This window comes from Marinomonas sp. A3A, assembly GCF_018336955.1.
In the GTDB taxonomy this organism is placed as follows: Bacteria; Pseudomonadota; Gammaproteobacteria; order Pseudomonadales; family Marinomonadaceae; genus Marinomonas; species Marinomonas lutimaris.
Genome location: NZ_CP025532.1, coordinates 3,427,163 through 3,450,216 on the forward strand (window position 1 = coordinate 3,427,163; position 23,054 = coordinate 3,450,216).

The 23,054-nt window shown below is 41.8% G+C and carries 22 protein-coding genes and 1 riboswitch; of the genes, 9 read left to right on the forward strand and 13 right to left on the reverse strand.

Translation table 11 applies throughout. From position 1 onward, the window contains the following. Nucleotides 1-31: 31 nt before the first annotated feature. From CYL31_RS16045 to rpsF, 6 genes are all read right to left on the reverse strand, one after another. A complete protein-coding gene (locus CYL31_RS16045; protein ID WP_212916181.1) occupies nt 32-1,594 on the reverse strand; it encodes a methyl-accepting chemotaxis protein in 1,563 nt (520 codons plus the stop codon). An 85-nt stretch (nt 1,595-1,679) separates the two neighbouring features. Then, on the reverse strand, nt 1,680-3,056 hold the full coding sequence (gene dnaB / locus CYL31_RS16050; RefSeq protein WP_012071131.1) for a replicative DNA helicase: 1,377 nt from the start codon (nt 3,054-3,056) through the stop codon (nt 1,680-1,682). A 142-nt stretch (nt 3,057-3,198) separates the two neighbouring features. Continuing rightward, on the reverse strand, nt 3,199-3,642 hold the full coding sequence (rplI, locus tag CYL31_RS16055; RefSeq protein WP_168822545.1) for a 50S ribosomal protein L9: 444 nt from the start codon (nt 3,640-3,642) through the stop codon (nt 3,199-3,201). Between the two features lie 22 nt (nt 3,643-3,664). Further along, a complete protein-coding gene (locus CYL31_RS16060) occupies nt 3,665-4,525 on the reverse strand; it encodes a hypothetical protein (RefSeq protein ID WP_212916182.1) in 861 nt (286 codons plus the stop codon). Nucleotides 4,526-4,546: 21 nt separating this feature from the next. Beyond that, nucleotides 4,547-4,777 carry a 30S ribosomal protein S18 gene (rpsR, locus tag CYL31_RS16065; RefSeq protein WP_012071134.1) on the reverse strand — a complete coding sequence of 77 codons (231 nt, stop codon included), beginning with the start codon at nt 4,775-4,777 and terminating at the stop codon, nt 4,547-4,549. Nucleotides 4,778-4,800: 23 nt separating this feature from the next. Continuing rightward, nucleotides 4,801-5,205: a 30S ribosomal protein S6 gene (gene rpsF, locus CYL31_RS16070; RefSeq protein ID WP_012071135.1), complete on the reverse strand. Its 405-nt coding sequence runs from the start codon at nt 5,203-5,205 to the stop codon at nt 4,801-4,803. A gap of 266 nt (nt 5,206-5,471) precedes the next feature. Here rpsF and CYL31_RS16075 point away from each other — a divergent pair, with 266 nt between their 5' ends. Genes CYL31_RS16075 through CYL31_RS16085 form a run of 3 tightly spaced genes read left to right on the forward strand, consistent with a single transcriptional unit; the run spans nt 5,472 to nt 8,041 of the window. Continuing rightward, the gene (locus tag CYL31_RS16075; protein WP_212916183.1) at nt 5,472-6,197 is read left to right on the forward strand and encodes a MipA/OmpV family protein; all 726 of its coding nucleotides are present in this window, start codon (nt 5,472-5,474) and stop codon (nt 6,195-6,197) included. Nucleotides 6,198-6,241: 44 nt separating this feature from the next. Further along, entirely contained in the window at nt 6,242-7,138 is an 897-nt protein-coding gene (locus tag CYL31_RS16080; protein ID WP_212916184.1) for a DMT family transporter, read from the forward strand. Nucleotides 7,139-7,147: 9 nt separating this feature from the next. Continuing rightward, nucleotides 7,148-8,041, forward strand: a complete 894-nt coding sequence (locus tag CYL31_RS16085) for a DMT family transporter (protein ID WP_212916185.1) — start codon at nt 7,148-7,150, stop codon at nt 8,039-8,041. Here the strand turns inward: CYL31_RS16085 and CYL31_RS16090 are convergent. The 7 genes from CYL31_RS16090 to hldE all read right to left on the reverse strand — a co-directional run bounded on the left by CYL31_RS16090 (nt 8,038) and on the right by hldE (nt 16,976). Further along, nucleotides 8,038-8,901: a DMT family transporter gene (locus CYL31_RS16090; protein WP_212916186.1), complete on the reverse strand. Its 864-nt coding sequence runs from the start codon at nt 8,899-8,901 to the stop codon at nt 8,038-8,040. The genes CYL31_RS16085 and CYL31_RS16090 overlap by 4 nt on opposite strands. 106 nt (nt 8,902-9,007) lie before the next feature. Further along, on the reverse strand, nt 9,008-9,700 hold the full coding sequence (locus tag CYL31_RS16095; RefSeq protein ID WP_212916187.1) for a thiamine ABC transporter ATP-binding protein: 693 nt from the start codon (nt 9,698-9,700) through the stop codon (nt 9,008-9,010). Further along, on the reverse strand, nt 9,687-11,252 hold the full coding sequence (gene thiP / locus CYL31_RS16100; protein WP_249411611.1) for a thiamine/thiamine pyrophosphate ABC transporter permease: 1,566 nt from the start codon (nt 11,250-11,252) through the stop codon (nt 9,687-9,689). The genes CYL31_RS16095 and thiP overlap by 14 nt, the downstream gene beginning before the upstream one ends. A 40-nt stretch (nt 11,253-11,292) precedes the next feature. After that, a complete protein-coding gene (gene thiB, locus CYL31_RS16105) occupies nt 11,293-12,306 on the reverse strand; it encodes a thiamine ABC transporter substrate binding subunit (protein WP_212916188.1) in 1,014 nt (337 codons plus the stop codon). 80 nt (nt 12,307-12,386) lie between these two features. Then, nucleotides 12,387-12,506: riboswitch (TPP riboswitch) on the reverse strand. Between the two features lie 22 nt (nt 12,507-12,528). Continuing rightward, nucleotides 12,529-13,755 (reverse strand): 3-deoxy-D-manno-octulosonic acid transferase, encoded by a 1,227-nt coding sequence (locus CYL31_RS16110; protein WP_212916189.1) that lies wholly within the window; start codon nt 13,753-13,755, stop codon nt 12,529-12,531. A 2-nt stretch (nt 13,756-13,757) separates the two neighbouring features. Continuing rightward, on the reverse strand, nt 13,758-15,548 hold the full coding sequence (gene msbA, locus CYL31_RS16115; RefSeq protein ID WP_212916190.1) for a lipid A export permease/ATP-binding protein MsbA: 1,791 nt from the start codon (nt 15,546-15,548) through the stop codon (nt 13,758-13,760). Beyond that, nucleotides 15,549-16,976 (reverse strand): bifunctional D-glycero-beta-D-manno-heptose-7-phosphate kinase/D-glycero-beta-D-manno-heptose 1-phosphate adenylyltransferase HldE, encoded by a 1,428-nt coding sequence (hldE, locus tag CYL31_RS16120; protein WP_212916191.1) that lies wholly within the window; start codon nt 16,974-16,976, stop codon nt 15,549-15,551. 96 nt (nt 16,977-17,072) lie between these two features. Between hldE and CYL31_RS16125 the strand changes: the two genes are divergently transcribed. From CYL31_RS16125 to CYL31_RS16150, 6 genes are read left to right on the forward strand one after another with little or no spacing between them, the layout of a single operon-like run. Then, a complete protein-coding gene (locus tag CYL31_RS16125; protein ID WP_212916192.1) occupies nt 17,073-18,221 on the forward strand; it encodes an AGE family epimerase/isomerase in 1,149 nt (382 codons plus the stop codon). Between the two features lie 58 nt (nt 18,222-18,279). Further along, nucleotides 18,280-19,227, forward strand: a complete 948-nt coding sequence (rfaD, locus tag CYL31_RS16130; RefSeq protein WP_212916193.1) for an ADP-glyceromanno-heptose 6-epimerase — start codon at nt 18,280-18,282, stop codon at nt 19,225-19,227. After that, nucleotides 19,220-20,224 (forward strand): lipopolysaccharide heptosyltransferase II, encoded by a 1,005-nt coding sequence (gene waaF, locus CYL31_RS16135; protein WP_212916194.1) that lies wholly within the window; start codon nt 19,220-19,222, stop codon nt 20,222-20,224. Before rfaD ends, waaF begins: the two co-directional genes overlap by 8 nt. After that, on the forward strand, nt 20,221-21,156 hold the full coding sequence (locus CYL31_RS16140; protein WP_212916195.1) for a glycosyltransferase family 9 protein: 936 nt from the start codon (nt 20,221-20,223) through the stop codon (nt 21,154-21,156). Before waaF ends, CYL31_RS16140 begins: the two co-directional genes overlap by 4 nt. Next, on the forward strand, nt 21,153-21,938 hold the full coding sequence (locus CYL31_RS16145; RefSeq protein WP_212916196.1) for a glycosyltransferase family 2 protein: 786 nt from the start codon (nt 21,153-21,155) through the stop codon (nt 21,936-21,938). Before CYL31_RS16140 ends, CYL31_RS16145 begins: the two co-directional genes overlap by 4 nt. Nucleotides 21,939-21,965: 27 nt before the next feature. Then, nucleotides 21,966-23,000: a glycosyltransferase family 4 protein gene (locus CYL31_RS16150; protein WP_212918929.1), complete on the forward strand. Its 1,035-nt coding sequence runs from the start codon at nt 21,966-21,968 to the stop codon at nt 22,998-23,000. Nucleotides 23,001-23,054: the final 54 nt, after the last annotated feature.

Below are 23,054 nucleotides of genomic sequence, written 5' to 3' on the forward strand. Positions count from 1 at the left end.
AAAATCAAACTATCAAAATCACATTATTCTTTTACTGCTTCATTCGCTCAGCAAGATTCCCCTGCTCATAAGCCTCTTCTTCAATGTGACTAATATTGATTACGATGCTTTCTGCTTGTTCAATACTATGAATACTCAACTGATCAACATCATGCATCTTATCATTCAGGTCTCTAGCCACACCCGCCTGTTCTTCCGAGGAGACGTTAATCTGTGCAGTCATTTCAACAACGCGCTTTATAGCGGACTCTATATCACTCATTTTTTGAGCCACTTTATTCACACTATCAACACCCTCTTGCGCTACTGCTGTGCCTTTATCGATTGTATTTGTGACGTCTAGAGTATTTCGCTTTAATTCTTCCGTCATGCTATTAATGTTTTGCGTAGCATTTTGAGTACGTATCGCCAACGCACGAACCTCATCAGCAACCACAGCAAAGCCACGACCTGCCTCACCCGCACGAGCAGACTCAATCGCCGCATTCAAGGCAAGCAAGTTAGTCTGCTCTGCAATGCCACTAATGGAATTCACCACCTCATTAATGCTATCACTGCGCTCTGCCAATATGGCCACTACTTTTTTAGCCTCAGAAATATCCTGATAAACCTGACGCATGGTCTCACCTGTTTGCTGAGCCAATAAACGGCTTTCACGGGACAAACCACCCACAGACTCAGTTGCCTCAACCGCTACATGAATGTGCTCTGCAACATGAGTTACGCTAGACAATAGTTGAGAGCTAGCAGCAACTACTTCCTGAAAGGTATTACGCTGTTTATTAAAGTTAGCCAGATTTGTCGTCACACTTGCCTTCGCACCCGACGCTCTTTGACGAAGCTGCTGAGCGCCTTCTTTTAGACGATACCGAAAAGTATTACCTGCAGCTTCTTGATGTATTTTGGCAAACTTAATGGCAGCCTTGATCCCAACGGTTTTACAGTATAAATACTGACCTATTGGATTATGTGCCTCGGACGATAAACCAGAGACAACAGAGTTCAACGACTGAGCCTGATAATAAGCTAACCACATACCTAATAAAGCCAAAACAGGCCCAGCAATCTGCAATGCCAATACGTTAGATAATAAGCCAATAACAGCCAATAAAATAAAGCAGGACATCAATGGCCAAGAAGCATTACTAAGATGCGCGGTTACTTTTGTCGTGGTTGGCAATAAAGCTTTCCCAGCATTAATACGATCATAAATAGACTGAGCATGTTGAATTTCATCTCGGGTTGCCTTGCGGCGCACCGATTCATAACCAATCACTTTACTGCCGTCTAATAGCGGACTTACATGCGCACTCACCCAATAGTGATCCCCATTTTCACAGCGGTTTTTTACCAAGCCCATCCAACTCTTACCCTGTTTTAGATTGGCCCACATATCAGCAAAAACAGCTGGCGGCACATCAGGGTGGCGAATAACATTATGAGGTGCACCAATTAAAGCTTCACGCTTATAGCCGGCCACCTCACAAAAAACATCATTAACAAACGTAATGCGTCCCTTCACATCTGTACTGGAAACTAAAACATAGCTCTCAGGAAAATCATTTTCTTTATTTGTTACTGGCATCTTTCGCATAAAAAGCTCTCGATTATATTTATTTGCCACCTATCTTGTGGCTTCTTATTATTTGTAAAGATAACAAAAATACACCAATGAGGTGCTATTCGTCATCAAAATCTCGATATGCATCCGGTGCTAAATCCTCAAAACGAGTATATTTACCCACAAATGCTAATCGACATGTACCAATCGGACCATTACGTTGCTTACCGATAATAATTTCCGCAATTCCTTTATGTGGCGTATCTTCGTGATAAACCTCATCTCGATAGACAAAGGAAATAACGTCAGCATCCTGCTCGATCGCTCCAGATTCACGCAAATCGGAGTTAACCGGACGCTTGTTAGGTCGATTCTCCAAACTACGGTTAAGCTGAGAAAGCGCCACCATTGGGCATTCCATTTCTTTGGCGATGGCTTTTAGTGATCGAGAGATTTCAGAGATTTCATTAGTACGACCTTCAGTGAAACCGGGGATCTGCATAAGCTGAAGGTAATCGACCATGATCATTGCAACGCCGCCGTGCTCACGAGCAATGCGTCGCACACGTGAACGCATTTCCGTCGGGCTGATACCACCGGTATCATCAATAAAAAGTTTGCGATCTTTGAGCATCTTAACTGCAGACATTAATTTGTCCCAGTCCTCTTGAACCAGCTGCCCAGATCGCATTCGAGTCTGATCGATTCGACCAAGGGAAGACAGCATACGCATCATGAGTGATTCAGCAGGCATCTCCAAACTGAATACAATAACAGGCTTATCACTGATCATGGCGGCATTTTCCACCAAGTTCATCGCAAAGGTTGTTTTACCCATAGAAGGACGACCCGCGACGATTATCAAATCAGAAGGTTGCAAACCTGCCGTCATTGCATCCAAATCAGTGAAACCAGTACTTAAGCCTGTGATAGCCCCATCTTGATGATACAATTCATCAATTTTATCCACGGTAGCACTAAGAATATCAGCCGCAATTCGTGGCCCACCTTTTTTCTCTCCGCCTTCAGCGATTTGAAATATTTTTCGCTCAGCCTCATCTAATACTTCAGCAGCCGTCATGCCTTCTGGATGAAAAGCCCGTGCAGAAATATCGTTTGTTGTAGAAATAAGACGTCGTAAAATAGAACGCTCACGAACTATATCAGCATAGGAAGCGATGTTAGAGGCGCTTGGAGTTGCTTCGGCAACCTCAATTAAATACGCCATACCACCAATAGATTCTAGATCGCCACGCTTATCTAATCGCTCACCAATGGTAACCACATCAATAGGCTCTGACTCATCAGCTAAGCGAGCAATAACAGTAAAAATTGCTTTATGCTCTGGACGATAAAAATCATCAGCAATAACAAGCTCGGACACCTTTTCCCAAGCCTGGGGGTCTAGCATCAATCCGCCAACAACTGAACGCTCAGCCTCAATGGAATACGGTGGTAATTTAATAGAAGCGACTTCAGAATCATTTAGTTGCACGCAAAATACCCATACAAATACAGAAAAAATACAGAAAGATTAGCTTATCACGCCAACAAAAAAAGGGCATCTCGCAAAGCAAGATACCCTTCTCTTATTTAAGAAAGACTCACATCTTTCTTAAGCAATTTACCGAAGCAAATTACTCAGCGATTACAGACAAAGTAACCGTTACAATAACTTCAGAGTGAAGTTGAACGTCTACTTCGAAAGAACCTGTGTGACGAATCGCGCCTTCTGGAAGACGGATTTCAGCTTTCTCTACTGCTACTTGCGTAGAAATAGCGTCAGCGATGTCACGAGTACCGATAGAACCGAAAAGCTTACCTTCATCACCAGCATTTGCAGCGATAGTGAAAGTTTTGCCTTCTAGTGTTAGAGCACGAGCTTCAGCAGCAGCTTTACGCTCTGCAGCTTGCGCTTCAAGTTCAACACGGCGCTCTTCAAAGCTAGCCAAGTTAGCTTTAGTAGCCATTACAGCTTTTTTGTTCGGAATCAAAAAGTTACGAGCATAGCCTGGCTTAACAACTGCAACGTCACCAATACCGCCTAGCTTGTTTACTTTGTCGAGTAGAATAACTTCCATCTCGATCACCTCTAATTAATCATTAGCTATCACTTGAGTTGGACGCCTTACCTTGTATTCTAGAACGAATATCTACAAAGCTATCAATCACACAAAGTGCGACTAGAATGTTTGCAAAGTACACATTCAGGACAAAAAAACCTACAAGATAAAATGCGATCAGTCCAACAATCCCAATTTCTTTTTTTGCTAAAATACCATGCACTAGAGCGAGCCCCGGCAACACCAAAGCAGGCACAGCAGCTTGAGAAAGAATAATAAAGGATCCGCCTAAGCTTTCACCTATTAAAATCATTCCCCCCAACACCAAACTAAACGCTACTGGTAGTCTTAACTGATGAAATTCAGTACGTAAACCGCCTGGATTATAGAGTCCTGCTTGCCATTTTCTTGCCAAAAACAAAGAAATAATAGCAATGACCACTTGGAAGATGGATATAGCCATCACCGCTTGGTTAAAAATCAAGTTTCTATCAGGAACTTCAACACCTTCTTTCGTCAAAACACTCTGAACTAACGTTACCGCCAAATTCAAAATATCTGCCATCAAAAGAGGCTGAAGCAGTGTGCTAATAACCGCCAGAAAACTACCGACCAATAGCACCCAACTCCATGACATTGTTAACCTAAGTAAATAGCTCAACAACATCACATCAACTAACACCATGAGTGCCGTTGCATCTCCTTGGAACATCCACAACACAAGTGCTGGTAGACAACCCCAAGCTAATACAGGTATTCCTTCTTTTACACCTTTACGAAGCACCACCAACCCTAAGATTGCGGCGGCCAGCCAAAACATCATAGGAATTAGACCAAACACCATCACACCAATAATGGCATTCAAGCGTTTTTTCATTACCCATTTAGCTAAACCACCCATAAAAGCGCTTCTTTCAGCCTATTAATTAAAGTGGCTGTCAGTGTAAGGAAGAATAGCAATGTAGCGAGCGCGTTTAATTGCAGTCGCTAGCTGACGCTGGTAACGAGCCTTAGTGCCAGTAATACGGCTAGGTACGATTTTACCAGTTTCAGTGATATAACCTTTCAGTGTGTCTAGATCTTTGTAATCGATCTCTTTAACGCCTTCTGCAGTAAAACGGCAGAACTTACGACGACGGAAAAAACGAGCCATGAGTGTCTCCTAATAAAAATAGATTAATCTTCAGATTCTTCAGATACTTCGTCAGAATTGTCGTGGTTACGCTCTTCACGCTGAGGAGCAGAACGACGATCTTCACGACCTTCAGAAGCTTTAATAGGAGATACGTCAGTTACCGCTTCTTTACGACGAATCACCAAGTTACGGATGATGGCATCGTTGTAGCGGAAAGTGTCGTTTAGTTCAGACAAAACACTGTCAGAACACTCAATGTTCATAAGAACATAGTGTGCTTTGTGAATTTTGTTAATTGGGTAAGCTAGTTGACGACGACCCCAATCTTCTAGACGGTGAACTTGACCACCATCTTCAGTGATTAGGTTAGTGTAACGCTCGACCATTGCTGGTACTTGCTCGCTTTGATCTGGGTGAACCAGAAAGACGATTTCATAATGACGCATTTAAGCTCTCCTTATGGGTTCTTAGTCTCCACGCTCCCCCTGTTAAAAAAGCTGTGAGACAAGGAGTATTGATTTACAGGGACGCGTATTATATGCACTAGTGGGCAATAAGTAAACGAAATCAACCAAAGTAATGCCAACCTAACCTCACTTATCCTAAACAAGTAAGAATACAGCCTATTTTCTGTTGGCAGTTTTACAGATCCAGCTAAAGGCAATAGAATCAGTCTATTCATAATTCACTCGACCTCACGGATACGGACATCATGAAAAAAGCATTCTTGGCATTACTATTGTTTTCCCCATTTGTCGCTCAAGCTGACGGTAGCATAGGCGTCATTGGCGCTGTATCAGAATCTGTATACAAAGAAACAGATAACCAAGCTAAATTCCTGCCCAACATAGGTTATGAAGGAGAAAACTTTTTCCTTCAATTACCTGAAGTTGGTTATCGCTTTTTACCAAAACAATCACCTCAAAACTTTTCCGTCGGCTTATCTTACGAAAGCTCAAACTTTGACCCTGACGATTCGGATGATATAAACATTCAACAACTTGATGACAGAGATGACAGCATTATGGCTTTTGCGAGCTATAAAATTGGCCCTCTATCAACAAAATTGGCACAAGATATTAGCGGTGAACATGACGGCTACTATGCACAAATCGCTTTAGGGTATCCGCTTCCTGTTGGCGCATGGAAAGTCATACCATCCATATCTTATCGCTATATGGACAGCAAAATGAGCAATCACTTGTTCGGTGTTTCTCGAAGCGAATCTGCAAACACCGGTGGTACTATTACTGCCTACGATTCAGGTGCAATTGCTCAAATCAGATATGGAATAAGAGGTATTTACCCACTTTCAGAAAGTGTAAATCTGATGCTAGGCATTAATCACACTAGGTTTGATAGTGAAATTTTAAAAAGCCCTATTGTAGAAGACAATACAATCACGTCTGTCTTAGCCGGTGTTATCTTTTCATTTTAAAATATCACCTAACAGACAACCGAGCGCTTTCGGAATAAGAAATTATGGATAAATGCTCCAATAACACCCAAGCCATGCTATTTGGACTTGGGGCCGTACTACTTTGGTCGACTGTCGCCACAGCATTTTCTATATCACTTAAGCATTTCTCACCAACACAATTACTGCTTGTTGCTAATATCGTCTCATTAATATTTTTAACAACTTTAATCGTATTTAAAGGTGAAGCAAAAAAACTCATTGGCTTTGCCAAACAATCATGGAAATCGTCTTTATTTTTTGGCGCGATCAATCCATTTCTTTATTACCTAATATTACTGCAAGCCTACAACACACTTCCAGCACAAGAAGCCCAAGCAATAAATTACACTTGGGCAATTATGCTTAGTTTTATAGCGGTTCCAATACTCAAACAACGACTAAAAAGCGCGGACTATATCGCCGCCGCTGCCTGCTATTTTGGAGTACTCTATATATCTACTCGCGGCCAAATAGCATCACTGGAGTTTTCAAACGTCACAGGTGTTGCCTTCGCCCTTCTAAGCACTATCATTTGGGCTCTTTATTGGTTATTGAACACAAAAGACAAACGCCCCAGTTTAATCGGCCTAACGCTTAATTTTGCCTTTGCACTACCTTTAATCACTATATTTGCAGGCGTCACAGGTGAACTAAGCCATTGGGACAATAAAGGGCTGTGGGGCGCAATTTATATTGGTTTATTTGAAATGGGGCTAAGTTTTGTATTGTGGAATAGAGCCTTAAAACTAACGACTAACGCTAGCCAAGTCGCGAACTTAATATTTCTATCGCCATTACTATCTATTATTTGGCTTTCACAATTTACTGGTGAGCCTATATTAGGTTCCACACTCATTGGTTTAGCTTGTATTTTAGTTGGTTTATTTATTCAAAACTGGGCAAAAAGAAAAAAACAATAAGGACAATACATGCCAGCATTCATCTACCTATTACTGCCTATTTTTTTCTGGTCAGGCAACTACATTTTAGGACGATTGACCGTTTCCAATGGAATTGACCCTTTTTCAATCTCTTTCTTACGCTGGAGCCTTGCCTGCCTAATCATTTTGCCTTTTGCTTATAAGAAGCTTTGGCGAGAACGAAGCATTATCGCCAAAAACTGGCCTTTACTTGTTCTTTTCGGCTGGCTTGGTATTTGTAATTACAACCTTTTCCTTTACATAGGACTGAGCACCACAACCGTCACCAATGCAGTATTACTTAATTCGATTATGCCTGTGATGATACTCATTACAGCTCGCCTACTGCTGGGAAACAAAACCTCTTGGTTACAAAATACCGGAATACTTATTTCGACCATCGGCGCCATAACCATTGTTAGTCGGGGCAGTTTAGATACTTTTTTACATCTCAGTTTTTCACAAGGCGACTTATGGATTATTACCGCAGCTATAAGCTGGGCTATTTATTCAGTACTCATCGTAAAGCGCCCCAAAGAAATGTCTTTGATCGGTTTCTTTGCCTGCACTGCAATTATAGGGACCTTGATTCAAGCACCTCTATTTTTACTATTTGGACACAGCCAACTAGCTGACTTCACAGCAAGTAACTGGGGAGCCATCGTCTATATGGGATTATTTGCTTCGATTGGGGCTTTTTTATGCTGGAATACTGGCGTACAAAAACTAGGCGCAGCCACCGCTGGACACTTCATACACCTACTACCAGTATTCAGCATTGGTCTATCGGTTATTTTCTTAGGTGAGCAATTACTTAGCTTTCATTACGCCGGAATAGCTCTGATTTTTTCAGGCATATTTGTTGCGACTATATTAGACAAAAAAAAGCAGCAACCGGCCTAACCTCTATTTCGCGCCATTCGAGTACTGATCACAATGCTTGAAAAAATAAACAGCATTCCAAGAATGGCGTAAATATCAGGAACATGCCCCCAAACTACCCACCCCCAGAATCCACTAAACACAACACCAACATAACTAATCGGTGAAACAATACTGGCTGGCGCATAGGTATAAGCCAAATTATAAAGATACATACCGACATATAAAGTGACAGTGACCACAGCCACCAGCGGCCATACCGCAACAGGCAAAATCAAAGAGTCCCCCTGCAGCAGCATCAACGGCAGAGACAATACTGTCGACACGAAAAAGTATACAAATAAAGTTTCTTGCCCAGATACTTGCTGAGAAAGCATACGTGTCGTCACCATAGACAAGGCCAAGCCAATAGCGGAAATAAAGCCAACAATATGCCAAGGATTCAAATGATCAGGCGTAGGGTGAATAACAAATGCCACGCCAATAAAACCAATTATAAGCGGCAACCAACGCGCCCTTGGAATCCTGATTTTATGCAGTATTAATACGATAAAAGGAACACACAATGGCGCGCAAGTTCGAAGCAAAGACGCCTCCACCAAAGGAATATGATTCAACGACCAGTAATAAAAAAGAAAACCAATGAAGCCACCAAAGCTGCGCAAAAAATGAATTTTCCATATTAAAAGCGGCCGTTTTTGCCAACGCCCTCGCATTTGAGGCAGGAGTATTAAGGCGCAAAATAAGCTCTGCCAGAAAACCAAGGTTGATACTGCGATCATGGTTTGAGCCTGCTTGGCTGCCAATGCGGTGAGCGACATAACAAACGCATAAGCGATTGTCATCAAAATGCCTTTCTTCACTAACTCATGATCATCCAATGCAAGGTCACTCTTTTATATGAATAAAAACAGAAAGAATATTTAACCCAATCAAGCGACATTGTCGAGCGATTAGCTTTTCAGCACTAGACTTTCCCGCACTAGGCTAAACCACACCAAGATAACGAGAAAAAAGCGGATGAGGTTCGATTTGAGATAAGACAGACACAGGTTCATGAGCCGTAATACCCCCCTGCTCAATCAAAATAACACGCCCACCCACCAAGCTCGCTTCTTGTGGCAAATGCGATACCAATAGTGTGGTTAAGCCTAATTCTAAGGTGACTTCATTAACCAAGTAGAGCATTTCTTCCCGTAAAGCAGGATCCAAAGCACTAAATGGCTCATCAAGTAATAGGATCGGCTTTTTTCGTACCAATGCCCGTGCAATGGCGACACGTTGTGCTTGTCCCCCAGACAAAGCCTGTGGATAGCGGTCTTTTTTATCAACAAGTTGCGTTTTTTCAAGCGCCCATTGAATTTTTGCTTTTTGCTCACTATTCAAAGAGAGAGAAGGAGATAATCCAATGGCAACATTTTGCCAAACCGTTAATTGCGGGAATAAGTTGTCACTTTGAAATAAGGTCGAAATGGGTCTTTCGTAAGCAGGCAAAGAAAGCAGAGACTCTTCGTTGAAAGAAAGCTCACCACGGCCAGCCAGAAAACCACCCAACAAATGTAAAAGTGTACTTTTTCCTTCGCCACTGCCACCAAGCAATGTGGTGACACCAGGGGAAATATCCACGCAATAATTCGCATGAAAGCTCTCCCAATCATATTGAAGGTCAATTTTTAACACGAACCATTACTCCACCAATAAAGCGAGACGAACAATAAAACAAGATCAAGCACAGAGAGATTAATACCACAGCAACACAGGCGCCCTCTTCCAGCTGATAAGAGCCAATCAATTGAAACAAATACAAGGGTAAAGACACCAAGCCCTGACTACCAAATAACGCAATCACGCCCATATCCCCCAAAGAAAGCAAAAGAGCATACCCAAAAGCTTGCGCTACACTTGATCTTATCAACGGCCACTCCAGACACCATCGAGCCCAAGACTGAATACCTAAACTTAGATAAATATTTCGAAAACGCCGCTCTTGTTGATACATTACAGGCATCAAAGCTCTCAGCACAAAAGGTAGCGCCATAACCGCATTGACCCACACCACAATCCAATAACTCGACCGCAGCCCCCAGCCAAAATCACGTAAAGTCAAAAACAAACCTGTGGCAATCACCAAACCTGGCACCATTAAAATCATATTTCCCAGATGCTCGATTTTACTTGGTAAAAAAGCAAAATACTGACGTGCCATACAGAACCGCGCCAACACACCGAAACTGACACCAAGCAGCAAACTCACCAGCGCTGCAGGAACCGCAATTTTCAATGAAACCAACACTGCACTCCATAGAGCAACAGACTGTAATGTATTTAAAAAAACTGGCGAAAAAATCGGATCAAAAATCGCTAAAAAAGGCGGAATGACCAATACAAACGCAAAAAGTAAGGCCAAAAAATCTGCCGATTTAGCCCAGAATGAGTCTTTGATTATGTAGCTTTTTACCGCTAACAAACTCACATCTTGCCGATTAACCGGTGCAATACGATACACAATGACCGCAAATAAAGTGCATATTGACACCTGTAACAGCGCTAAAAAGCTGGCTTTATCAAGATCGAAGTCAAACCTAAGCGCCTGATAAATAGCCACTTCCAAGGTGCTAAACTTTGGTCCACCACCTAAACTCAACACCACAGCAAAACTCGAAAAACACAACATAAAGATCAACACAAAGGCTCCGGGCAAAACCTTTTTCATATAGTGCCATTCAATCCAACGAAAAGCTGCCCAACGAGAAAACCCAAGCTGCGAAGCCTGACGCCACTGCCCTGAAGGAATCAAGTCATAACCTTGCAGCAAAAGACGCACCGCCAATGGCATATTAAAAAACACATGAGCCAATAAAATCCCTACCAAACCATACAAGGGAACTTGCACCCCAAATAACTGGCTCAACCATCCAGTTCGGCCATAGACAACCACCAAGCCTAAAATCGCCACAATGGTCGGCACCACCATAGAAACCGAAAATAATTGCAGCAAAGCCGATCGCCCATAAAACTGTCGATGTATAAGACAAGAAGCAACAGGAATAGCAATCAGCAAACTAATACCGCTGCTTAGTAGCGCTTGCCATAAGGAAAAACGAACAACCCGCCAAAGGTAAGGTTGTTGCAGGTAGCCAAGCCAAGAATGCAATTCGCTATAACGCAAAAGAGCCGCCAAGCTGGCAGCCCCCATTAATAGGAAAAAAACGACACCCAATAGTGCCGGCAACAATCTCTTTACTGTTCGAAAAGAAAGCACTTAACGCCTATTATCGAGTCGTGGCATTTAACCACTCATCAATCCAAGCTTTACGATGTTGCGCCACATCTTTTGCAGGCAAGACGAGACTCTTTGTTGGCTCTAAAGCGCTATCAAACGCCGCTGGTAATTTCTCATCTAGCTTGACTACTGGCAGCATCCAGTTGCCCGTTGCAACCGTTGACTGGAAACCAGGGTGCAGAATGAACTGCATAAACTGCTTCGCCAAAGCTGGATGAGGTGCATCTTTCATCATTGCTGCCACTTCAATTTGTGGATAAAGACCTTCACTGGCAGTGGCTGCTTTATACTTATTATCCCCTTCTGCAACAATATGGTAAGCAGGAGACGTGGTATAACTCAACACAACATCCGCTTCACCTTTCAAGAATAAACCATAGGCATCAGACCAACTTTTCGTTACTGTCACCGTATGAGAAGCTAGACTATCCCATGCATCAGCGGCGTTTTCACCGTAAACTGACTTCATCCATAACAACAAACCAAGTCCAGGTGTGCTTGTGCGAGGATCCTGATAAATAACACGCAAGTTTTGGTTATTTACTATATCTTTCAAACTGCTTGGTGGATTTTGAAGTGTTTCAGAGTTGTAAATAAAAGCAAAGTGACCTTGATCAAATGGTACAAAGGTTTTATCTGACCAACCGCCATCGATAGTAACAGTCGAAGTATCAACAGCATGGTTCGCTAATAAGCCTGTCTGCTTTGCCGCTTCCATTAAGTTCAGATCTAACCCCAAAAGTACATCTGCTTGTGATGACTTACCTTCTAGCTGCGCACGAGACAAGATACCAACCGAAGAATCCAGTGCAACAAAATTCACTTCGCAGGCGCACTCTTTTTCGAAATTAGCTTTTATCTTCGGCCCTGGGCCCCAATCGGATGCAAATGCGTCATAGGTATATACATTCAGAGTATCCATGGCTAATGTGACAGGAGAAACAATGACGCCAAAACTAACAGCAGCCGCAGAAAAAAGAGAAGTTAACGAAAATGGTTTCAAAGTGTCGCTCCTAAAATAAGTGAGCGGCGTACAGGGAAATGGCAAGAATTGTATTTGAGCTACTGTAAATATATCGGTAGTTCAACTTGCTATCTCGATTCCTACGCCAGCATGATCTGGATCAGGTTCGGTGGGTTAGCAGACAATCTGCTTCTCAGCTCTAACATTTACTAAATGCTAAAGCACCCCATGAGATAATGTGCGCTTATTGTAAAGAGTCGATCAACGGAAGTCTATTTCAGCAAGCACTCTAGTGACAGCACCTTGATTTTTTTCGGCAAAACGCAACGCCGTTTGACCAAGGCGGAAACGCTGAGATGATTGTCCAGCAAGATCCATGACCACTTTTTCTAATTGCAATTCGTCTTGGCAACGAATGGCCCCATTCACCTGCAAAAGTTGCTCGGTAATATCCTGAAAATTAAAGGTGTATGGGCCAACCAAAATAGCCTTACCAAGTAACGCTGGCTCAATCGGGTTATGACCACCACGTTTAATCAAGCTACCACCCACGAAAGCCATATCAGAAGCTTGGTAGTAATTCATTAATTCACCCATAGAGTCGCCAATCACCACATCAAAATTAGTCCATTGATCAAGTGGCGCTTGGGTACGAAGAGCGACGCGCTCAAAAGACTTAATCGCTAAGGCTTTTACTACTTCAAAGCGTTCCGGATGACGAGGAACTAGTATCAACAATGCATCAGGGTATTTTTGCAACAGTGTCTTATGAACTCGCAACAGCATTTCATCTTCGCCTTGATGAGTACTTCCACCCACCCAGACAAATCGAGAACCTAACTGTCTACGCCAATTAGCTTCAAACACCTCTGGCGGCACGGCAAGATCAAATTTAATACTTCCAGTTACCATTACCTTTTTTGCGCCTAACGCCTCAAAACGCACTGCATCTGCTTGTGCATGAGCCAAAAAACAATCAGGTAAAGCAAACAAGGGTTTAGAAATAGTCGAAAACTTCTGATAGCGCTGAAAAGAACGCTCACTCAAACGTGCATTTACTACCTCAATGCGCAGCCCTAACTTTTTAGCCTGTTGCAATAAGTTAGGCCAAAGCTCAGTCTCAACAATCAATAAATGCTTGCAAGTCAGTTTTTTTAGCGCCCTTTTAACACTTGAGGGCCAATCCATAGGTAAATATCTATGCTCGGCAAATGGGAAGGTTTTTACTACTTGTTCAGCACCGGTGGGAGTCATGGTGGTGATTAATAAGCGATGTGTAGGGTATTTTTCACGCCACTGAAGCACCAATGGACGCACAGCAAGCACCTCACCTACAGACGCACAATGAATCCATAAATCAGCTTCAACAGAGGGCCAAAAACCAAACGCCTCTTTCGAACGATAATGCTGGTAGGTTTTCTTAAAACGCCGGATTTTCGATAAAATAACCGGCGTCAATAAAACCAATAAAGAACGATACAACCACATGATTAATCGGCTATCTCACTAAATTGCTGATTATGGAGCTGCGCATAAGCACCATTCATCGCTAACAACTCACGATGCGAGCCTTTTTCAATAATCTCACCGTGATCCACAACTGCAATAATATCGGCATTTTCAATGGTTGATAATCGATGGGCAATGGCAATGGTCGTACGGTTTTCCATTAAACCATCCAGAGCTGTCTGAATTGCTCGCTCTGATTCTGTATCCAATGCTGACGTTGCTTCATCCAAAATCAAAATCGGTGCATTTTTCAAAATAGCTCGCGCTATCGCAATACGTTGACGCTGACCACCAGATAACAGCACACCATTTTCGCCAACCATAGTGTCTAAGCCATGATCAAGCTCTTGAATGAAGTCCCACGCATTTGCCGCTTTCGCGGCTTCAATAACCTCTTCTACACTGGTATCACGCAAATAGCCGTAGGCAATATTATCGCGGATCGTGCCATTAAAAAGCACAACTTGCTGGTTTACCAAAGCGATATTAGAACGCAGTTCAGTCAACTTATAATCATTGATACGAACACCATCGATACTCAAGGAGCCATCATCAATGTCGTAAAAGCGAGGAATTAAATTCGCTATCGTGGATTTACCGCTTCCAGAACGCCCCACTAAGGCTAAGGTTTTTCCTGCTGGCAAAGACAAATTAATATTTTTTAAGGTCTGTTTTTCAGCACCAGCGTATTTAAAGGACATATTGTCCCACTCAATATTCCCCTTTAAGCTAGTGACAGACATCGTTCCTTTATCGATTTCTTCAGGTAAATCTAAGAAATCAAAAATACTGTAAGAAGCAGCTATGCCTTTTTGCAAAATACTGTTCACATCAGTCAACTGGCGAATAGGCTTACCCAACATACCTGCAGCTGTTATAAAAGCAATAAAGTCACCGGGAGACATGTGAGCACTAATAGATGGACTTAAAGCAAACCAAATTAATGTCGCCATCATCAGCGCAAGAATGAACTGCACAATCGGCACATTAAGTGACTTAGTCATTTCCATTTTTAACTGAGAACGACGGTTTTCTGTCGCCGCTTTATGGAAACGTGCTATTTCATATTGGCTACCACCAAATATTTTAACTACTTCATGGCCTTTAATCGCTTCCGATGCCACATCAGTAACACCACCCATCGCATTCTGAATTCGAGTACTCAATTTGCGAAACCGCTTTGATGCGTAAGAAACAATCAAACCAATTAAAGGTACAACCACCAAAAATAATAAAGATAGTCGCCAGTTCATGTAGATCATATAACCAAACAAACCAACAACAGTTAGACCTTCACGTAAAATAACACGTATCGCTTGAGTGATGGAGCCAATGACTTGCTCTGTATCGTAAGTCAACTTAGCTAATAGGCGTCCGGTAGGAATAGAGTGATAATAACCAGAGGGCAAAAGAACAAGCTTATTAAACATGCTGGTACGCAAATCAAAAACTACGTTATTGGCGACTTTGGCCATAAAATAGCTACCCAAGAAGGTACCTATTCCTCGAGCAATAAAAACCCCTAATATAGCTAAAGGTATTAACAAGCGGCTGTCTGAAATATTTCCCGCAGAAACGATATCAACAATGTGCTTTAACAAAGCCGCTAAAGCTGGCTCCATCGCAGCATAAATTACATAACCTATGATACTAAGAAGCAAATACAACCAAGATGAGCGAACATAGCTCAAAAGGCGAAAATAGTTTTGCATACCTGAAACAGGAACTTTTGGAGCCGGAGTTTCAATTTCTATATTTTCTTTATCTTGCATTTACAAATTCGCTTTTTCGATGATAGAGGTGGTTGAGTAACCATCAACAAAAGTCAACACTTTGACTTCCCCTCCATGAGCTAAGACATGATCAGCACCAACAATTGTTTCTATGGTGTAATCCCCACCTTTAACCAAAACATCAGGCGTTAAAAATTCAATAATTTCTTTTGGTGTGTCTTCGTCAAACCAAGTCACCCAATCAATCGCTCCCACACCTTCAAGTACAGACATACGATGAATCAAGTTATTAATAGGGCGTTTTTCACCTTTAAGCCGTTTAACTGACGCATCAGTATTAACCGCTACAATTAAGCGGTCTCCTAGCGCTTTCGCCTGCTTCATATAGGCAATGTGTCCTGGATGAAGAATATCGAAACAACCATTTGTGAAAACAATCTTTTCACCATTCATTTGTGCTAGCTTAATTTGCTCAAGCAAATCTTCTGGAGAAAGCACACCAAAGTTTGTGCTGTGTGAACGCTGAAACATAATGGCATCTAGTCGCTCGGCACTAATAGATGCCGTACCCAGTTTTCCGACCACATAACCTGCCGCTTGATTGGCGTATTCAACCGCGTCAATAAAACGCTTACTCGTTACATAAACCGCAGTTAAAACTGCAACAACGGTATCGCCAGCACCGGTAACATCAAACACTTCTTTGGCTGCTGTCGCTAATGAAAACGGTGGTTTATCGTCACTCAACAAAATCAAACCATCTTCACCACGAGTCACTAGCAAAGCTTTCCAGCCAAATTGCTCGCGCAGAGCTTTAGCTTTCTCCTCCAATTCTTTCGTTGAACGGCATTTACCCACAATCATTTCGAATTCTAGAAGGTTCGGCTTAACTAAGGTCGCCCCTTGATAGATTGAGAAGTCATCACCTTTAGGGTCAACAAAACTTGGTACTTTCGCGATATTTGAGAGTTTTATTAATGTCTGAACATCTGCAAGACAGCCTTTTGCATAATCAGAAAAAATGACGGCATCTGATTCGGGCAAACACTCTTCGACGACTTTTGCCAATGCTTCATTCTGAGAAAGACTGTCTTCACGCTCTTCAAAATCTAAGCGAATAAGCTGTTGATGACGACTCATCACGCGTAATTTGGTAATGGTTGGTAAGGTTTCTGAGCGAACAAACCGGCAAGTAACGCCCACCTCTTCTAAGCAACGAGTCAACACCTCGGCATTTTCGTCGTTACCGACCACACCAACTAGTGTTACAGAGACGCCCAATTTGGCTAAGCCAAGCGCAACGTTTGCCGCACCACCTGGACGATCTTCAATATTAGAAACCTTGACGACTTGAACAGGAGCTTCAGGAGAAATGCGTGAGGTGCCGCCATGCCAATAGCGATCTAACATAACATCCCCAACAACAAGGATGTGTTTATCTTTAAAATTTAGATACGAAGAGTTCATAGCCACATAATAATCGATTTTTAGAGGCACTCATCTTATCATACTCCCTCGCCAAGTTGGACATACCTAAAACATACGAAATAAGGCTTTTACACAATGCTGAATTCCGCTCTATTATCTAGCCAATCGTTCTTATTTGATGAACTTTTAAACAATTGGTCTCGTTATGGTATCAACAAGGAAGATGGCCACAGTTACGAAAGCATGAAACATGACTGGAGCAACAACGCCCTTGGTCGTGTTCGTTTATTAACTCAATGCCGTCAGTTATATACTTTTAGTCATGCTTGCCAGATAAAAAATTTGCCTGAGTGGCAAGTAAAGCTAACGCCTCTTTTCGACTTTATCACGTCTCATTATTTTGTTGATGATCGCTGGATTTTTTCGTTAAACGACAACCTTTCTGTAAAAGATGGGCAATCTGATGCTTATGCTCTCGCCTTTGTATTGCTCTCTTTTAGCCATTACCATCAGGTAACGAAGGATGATCGCGCTATTCTTTATATGAAAAAAACACACTTGTTTTTGTTGGAGAAGATGCAAGCAGAATCCGGCGGTTTTTATGAATCCTATCCAGTTGATAACACGCAAATTCGCCGCCAAAACCCACACATGCATTTGCTAGAAGGTTATGTCGCCGCCTTCAAAGAAACCCATGATAACGATTATAAAGTGGCCATCCAGTCTCTACTTTCATTGGCACTCGAGCATTTTTACCACAAAGAAACAAAGACGCTACGTGAGTTTTTCAGCGCTGATTGGAGTCTTGATCCTAACACAGGCAATCAAGTAGAACCTGGACACCACTTCGAATGGGTCTGGTTGCTCTACCAAGCAAATAAAATAATCCCTAATTCCGACTATACTGATTTAGCACAACAGCTATGGTTAACAGCAACTAGGCATGGACTTGCAAACAATGGTGGCATTTATAATCAAATAGACGGAGATACCAAGCAGCCTATCGATAAAGAAAAGCGTATCTGGCCAATCACCGAATATATAAAAGCCATCACAGTGATGCCAATTGGTAAAGAAGAGAAAATAGACCGATTAGAGAAGGCTATCTATTTTATTCAGCAACACTATTTGCTACCGAATGGCCGTTGGAATGAGTATCTTAATGAAGATAACTCGCCAAAGGACTTTCCGCTCCCCGGAACCAGTAGCTATCATATTTTTCTCGGTCTAACAGAAGTGATAGCATGGGCAAAAGCAAACAACGATTTTCAGGATTCTTTTTGAGTTTAGAGCTGACGTATTTAGAGCTAAACTTACAAAGACAAAATAGGACACATAAATTATGTATATAGTAACAGGTGGTGCCGGATTCATTGGCAGCAATATAATCAAAGCCTTAAACAATAAAGGTATCAAGAACATCCTTTTGGTAGACGATTTAACAGACGGAAAAAAATGTCTAAACCTGTCTGATCTTGATATTGCAGATTACATGGATATGTATGATTTTTTGGACGCTATCAAGAACGGCACATTAAACATTAATCCTATTGCTGTTTTTCATGAAGGTGCTTGTTCAGCAACCACTGAATGGAACGGTAAATATGTCATGGACGTAAATTATCAATATTCAAAAGCTGTGTTAGATTTCTGTTTAAAACACGAAGCACCATTTTCTTATGCATCTTCCGCCTCTGTTTATGGTTCCGGCCCCATTTTTCAAGAATCCCGTGAAAACGAAAAGCCGCTTAACATGTACGCCTACTCAAAGTTTCAATTTGACCAATATATTCGAGCGGTTTTACCAAAAGCGAAAAGCCAAATTGTTGGCTTCCGCTATTTCAACGTATATGGGCCTCGTGAACAACATAAAGGCAGCATGGCCAGTGTCGCATTTCACCTTCGTAATCAAGTACTTGCAGGGGAAAACCCAAAACTCTTTGGTGCATACGATGGTTACGAAGCAGGCGGTCAAAGCCGAGATTTCATCTATGTTGAAGATCTAGTTAATACCAAACTTTGGTTCCTAGAAAACCCAGAAAAATCAGGAATATTCAACCTAGGCACAGGTAAAGCAGAACCTTTCCGCACAATAGCTGAAACGGTCATTGCCCATTATGAAAAAGGCGAAATTGAATACATTCCTTTCCCTGAGCATTTAAAAGGCGCTTATCAAAGCTTTACTCAAGCGGACATCAGCAAGCTTCGTGAAGCTGGTTATGAAGGAAACTTCCGCGGACTAGCGCAAGGCGTTCAAGACTACCTAGGTTGGCTTGATACTAATGGCTAAATATTTAATTGTTGGGCCATCTTGGGTTGGCGATATGGTTATGGCTCAAAGCCTCTTCATTACTCTAAAGCAGCGTGATGAAGAGGCTGTCATAGATGTCATTGGTCCAAATTGGTCATTGCCTATTTTGGCCAGAATGCCACAAGTACGACGGGCTATTTCTCTCCCTACTGGCCATGGTGAATGGGGAATAAACACACGTCGCAAACTAGGACATTCACTTCGCTCAGAGCATTATGATCATGCCATCGTGATGCCTCGCTCATGGAAATCAGCCTTGGTGCCCTTTTTTGCAAAGGTTCCGCATCGCGTTGGTTTTACTGGTGAACAGCGTTATATATTACTTAACGAACGTCGCAAGCTAGATAAAAATATTTTAAATCAAACGGTAAAGCGTTTTACGTCTTTAGGGTTACCTAATGAACTAGCCTATCCACCCATGGATATTCCGTCTCCCGCTTTATCCGTTGATCCAGATAATCAAAAAAGCCTTTTCAAACAATATAATTTATCGAATAGACCCGCTATCGCACTTATGGCTGGCGCAGAATTTGGCCCATCTAAACAATGGCCTATTGCTTATTTCCATGAACTGGCTAAAAGCGCTATTGAAGCGGGCTATCAAATCTGGGTATTAGGCGGACCAAAAGACCAAGACAACGGCGAAGAAATCACAAGTAATCTTGGCGAATTTGCCGTAAATCTATGTGGAAAAACCCAATTAGTGGATGCAATAGATTTACTCGCAATAGCTGAAAAAGCTGTCAGTAATGACTCTGGTTTAATGCACATTGCAGCAGCCGTCGGCACAGAAGTACATGGGATTTATGGCTCAACAAGCGAGTTATTTACGCCACCACTTACAGACAATAAAACCATTCATAACCTTCACCTTGAATGCTCCCCTTGCTTTAAACGGACTTGCCCGCTGGAGCACACTAACTGTCAGAATCAACTAACTCCTGACATGATTATAAGGACTGTCATTACACAATGAATCTTGTATTGCTCAGAAATAGACCACATTTTGGAGCTCAGATAACCAGTATTCCTGTGCTGTTTTATTTCTTCAATAACTATGGCAATCAAGAGCCAATCACCCTTTTAGCTAAAAATGATGTGGCATGGATTTACAATCAACTCCCTTGGATAGAAGAATGCATCCACTCGAAAAATAAATTCGAAGAACTCAAGAAGCTTAGACATTGCGATAACCTTCTCAATTTAAGACCGAGCGATCGCCTACCTATCATTTTTTATAAGCTCACCAAAAATGGTAGAGCTTTCGAATTAGTCAAAAATGATTTTCTTACCAACTTACTTTCTGAAAAACATAACATTTTATGCAAAAAAGAATATAGAGCTCTTGGCTATCTAAAAATTTTCATAAAAGAAGAACACGCCTTATTAGAAGCTCTTGCCGCTCCATTTATCGCACTAGCAGAAGGCTCTAAACTCCATCTAGAAAAAGAAGAGTTTAGTGTACTTATTATGCCAGGCGGTGGTGCAGGAGAAATAAAGAAATGGGGAATTGAAAAGTTTCTTATTGCTGTCGAATCTATTACCAATGCAATAGGAAAAAAATACCACCTCCATATTTTACTAGGCCCTGATGAAAACAAAGAAATTCAATACGTAAAAGAGCTAAATTCTGAAAATTTATCTCTGCACGTAAACATCTGTCTTCACGATATTGCAAAGCTAGTAAATCACTGTGACCTAACGATCGCAAATGATTGTGGGCCATCTCACGTTGCTCAGTGCTTACAAAAACCCTTTGTTGGCATCTTTAGAGAACCTAATACAGAGTGGTTTCTTAGTCATAAAAAATCAGTAAAAATCACCCCTAAAAAAGGTCATGACATCAAAAGCATCACCACAGAAACCGTAACCGAATATGCTGTTAATTTATTGAAGAGCCAAGTATGAAAATTTCAGGCAACATCATCACCCTAAATGAAGAAAAAAACATTGCTGCTTGTATAGAATCGATGCAAACCGTTTGCGATGAAATCATCGTGGTAGACTCAGGCAGCACTGACAGTACCATCGAAATTGCTAAAAGCTTAGGTGCAACCATAGTCAATCAACCTTACTTAGGCGATGGTATTCAAAAAAATGTTGCTCTAAATCACACCCAAAATAAATGGGTTTTGAGCTTAGATGCCGATGAGCGCCTAACATCAGAAATGACTCAAGCTATTCAGCAGCTGGATTTAGAGTCTACCAATATTGAAGGCTATTCATTTCGCAGACAGAATATGATTGGTAACCGCTGGATAAAGCACTGCGGCTGGTATCCAGACCGTTGCATCCGCTTATACAATACAGACAAAACTCGTTTTGCTGATGTGAAGCAGCACGCCAGCGTGCAAACAAAAAATGTTAAAGATATTGACGCTGATATTATCCACTATTCTTTTAAGAATATCGGTGAACTGTTTGCTAAGCCCGGCCGAAACTTCAGCGGAAGAGCCGCTAAAATCATGTATGCAAAAGGCAAAAGAGCAAATTCTTTCTCTCCTTTTACACATGGTCTGAATGCTTTTATCCGTAAATACATTTTTCAAAGAGGTTTTATGGGAGGTGTAGATGGAATGACAGTAGCACTAAGTTCAGCAGTCAACAGCTATCTAAAGTACGCTAAGCTTCTTGAATATCAACGTGACCCTAGCGTCACAAAACAAGACGACTTTAAAAACATTTGGTAACCAAACAGGCGATACACCTTGAGTAAAATGCTAACTGTACTTCATGTCAATCTCGCTAAAGGTTTCCGTGGTGGAGAAAGACAAACAGAACTTCTTATAAGAGCCCTAGCAAAGCACTTTAATACACGGCAGTTACTTGCATGTCGTGAAGAGTCTCCTCTTCGCACTAGACTTGCGGACGTGGAGAACCTATCTTTTGTTACAGCAAACAACCAGCTATCCGGACATTATGCCGCACCTCATGCTGATATCGTCCATGCGCATGAAGCAAAGGCTGTTCACTGGGCTTATCTGCACAAGCTATTAAAAAATACCCCCTACATTATTACTCGGCGTGTCGATGCTGTTGTAAAAGAAAAGTGGTTAAACAAAAAAACCTACAGCAATGCATCAGCATTGATTGGTATCTCAACAATTATTGCGAATCAACTTCGCGATAAACAATGGGGAGAGGTTTATCAAATTCCAAGTACTCTCGCTCACTTAGAAGTTGACCAAAAAGAAGGTGAAAGCTTTCGAAATACTTTTCCAGGGAAAACGATTATTGGCCATGTAGGTGCATTAGTTGATAAACATAAGGGACAAAAAGTTCTTATAGAAGCCGCAATATTGTTAGAAAAAAACCATCCGGATCTACATATCGTTTTTTTCGGTGATGGAGCAGACAAAGAAGAACTTGAATCTTTATCCAAAGGTATTAAAAACATCACATGGATGGGATTTAAGCCGAAGATTGGGGACTATTTACCTTACTTCGACCTCTTTGCCTTCCCTTCTAGAAATGAAGGTTTAGGTTCAACTTTATTAGATGTGATGGATGCAGGTGTACCTATCATTGCTTCTAATGTCGGCGGCATCCCAGATATTGTCATTGATAACGAGACAGGGTTACTTGTCGAACCAAATGACAGCTCCTCACTAGCTGATGCCATCATAAAACTTTCCAATGACAAAGCCCTTCAAACGAAATTAATTGAGGGCGCCAAAAAACAAATCGAAAACTATACGCCACAAAAAATGGCAGAAAGATATTTATCACTCTATGAAAAAATAACGGCCTGAGGGATAACCTCAAGCCGTTACTCTCGAAGAACGGACGATACCAAACAGTGCGTT

What these genes read in the sequence shown, in the direction of transcription:
- CYL31_RS16045 (WP_212916181.1), bottom strand. Translation starts at nt 1,594, where the DNA reads ATGCGAAAGATGCCAGTAACAAATAAAGAAAATGATTTTCCTGAGAGC.
- CYL31_RS16140 (WP_212916195.1), top strand. Translation starts at nt 20,221, where the DNA reads ATGAATCTTGTATTGCTCAGAAATAGACCACATTTTGGAGCTCAGATA.
- rfaD (WP_212916193.1), top strand. Translation starts at nt 18,280, where the DNA reads ATGTATATAGTAACAGGTGGTGCCGGATTCATTGGCAGCAATATAATC.
- hldE (WP_212916191.1), bottom strand. Translation starts at nt 16,976, where the DNA reads ATGAACTCTTCGTATCTAAATTTTAAAGATAAACACATCCTTGTTGTT.
- CYL31_RS16060 (WP_212916182.1), bottom strand. Translation starts at nt 4,525, where the DNA reads ATGGGTGGTTTAGCTAAATGGGTAATGAAAAAACGCTTGAATGCCATT.
- CYL31_RS16145 (WP_212916196.1), top strand. Translation starts at nt 21,153, where the DNA reads ATGAAAATTTCAGGCAACATCATCACCCTAAATGAAGAAAAAAACATT.
- rpsR (WP_012071134.1), bottom strand. Translation starts at nt 4,777, where the DNA reads ATGGCTCGTTTTTTCCGTCGTCGTAAGTTCTGCCGTTTTACTGCAGAA.
- waaF (WP_212916194.1), top strand. Translation starts at nt 19,220, where the DNA reads ATGGCTAAATATTTAATTGTTGGGCCATCTTGGGTTGGCGATATGGTT.
- CYL31_RS16080 (WP_212916184.1), top strand. Translation starts at nt 6,242, where the DNA reads ATGGATAAATGCTCCAATAACACCCAAGCCATGCTATTTGGACTTGGG.
- rpsF (WP_012071135.1), bottom strand. Translation starts at nt 5,205, where the DNA reads ATGCGTCATTATGAAATCGTCTTTCTGGTTCACCCAGATCAAAGCGAG.
- CYL31_RS16085 (WP_212916185.1), top strand. Translation starts at nt 7,148, where the DNA reads ATGCCAGCATTCATCTACCTATTACTGCCTATTTTTTTCTGGTCAGGC.
- CYL31_RS16110 (WP_212916189.1), bottom strand. Translation starts at nt 13,755, where the DNA reads ATGTGGTTGTATCGTTCTTTATTGGTTTTATTGACGCCGGTTATTTTA.
- CYL31_RS16125 (WP_212916192.1), top strand. Translation starts at nt 17,073, where the DNA reads ATGCTGAATTCCGCTCTATTATCTAGCCAATCGTTCTTATTTGATGAA.
- rplI (WP_168822545.1), bottom strand. Translation starts at nt 3,642, where the DNA reads ATGGAAGTTATTCTACTCGACAAAGTAAACAAGCTAGGCGGTATTGGT.
- CYL31_RS16150 (WP_212918929.1), top strand. Translation starts at nt 21,966, where the DNA reads ATGCTAACTGTACTTCATGTCAATCTCGCTAAAGGTTTCCGTGGTGGA.
- CYL31_RS16075 (WP_212916183.1), top strand. Translation starts at nt 5,472, where the DNA reads ATGAAAAAAGCATTCTTGGCATTACTATTGTTTTCCCCATTTGTCGCT.
- msbA (WP_212916190.1), bottom strand. Translation starts at nt 15,548, where the DNA reads ATGCAAGATAAAGAAAATATAGAAATTGAAACTCCGGCTCCAAAAGTT.